The following is a 229-nucleotide window of genomic DNA, read 5'->3' on the forward strand; positions in this document are numbered from 1 at the left end:
GGGGTGGGCCCCAGCGGAATAGAGATGTCTTCCCCAGCATTGAGCTTGGTGGTGGGCCCCTCGTTACACCCCCCGAACCACTTGGTGTGGCGGGGGGCGAACTCCCTCATCCTGTCGGAGGCAAACTCCGGCGTGGAAGCGCCCCCGACGGGAATGAAGCCGTTGGCGTATTCCCCTGCCCCCTCTTCCAGGACCTTGGCGTCCTGCGCCGTTTCGGGCGAGATCAGGC

Annotated in this window: 1 pseudogene; it reads right to left on the reverse strand. The window is 65.9% G+C overall.

Going from position 1 to position 229, the window contains the following annotated elements:
* Nucleotides 1–229 (reverse strand): annotated as a pseudogene (locus KVT37_RS33315) (branched-chain amino acid ABC transporter substrate-binding protein); the annotation flags it as partial.

The organism is Mesorhizobium sp. GbtcB19 (assembly GCF_019091085.1).
Lineage (GTDB): Bacteria > Pseudomonadota > Alphaproteobacteria > Rhizobiales > Rhizobiaceae > Mesorhizobium.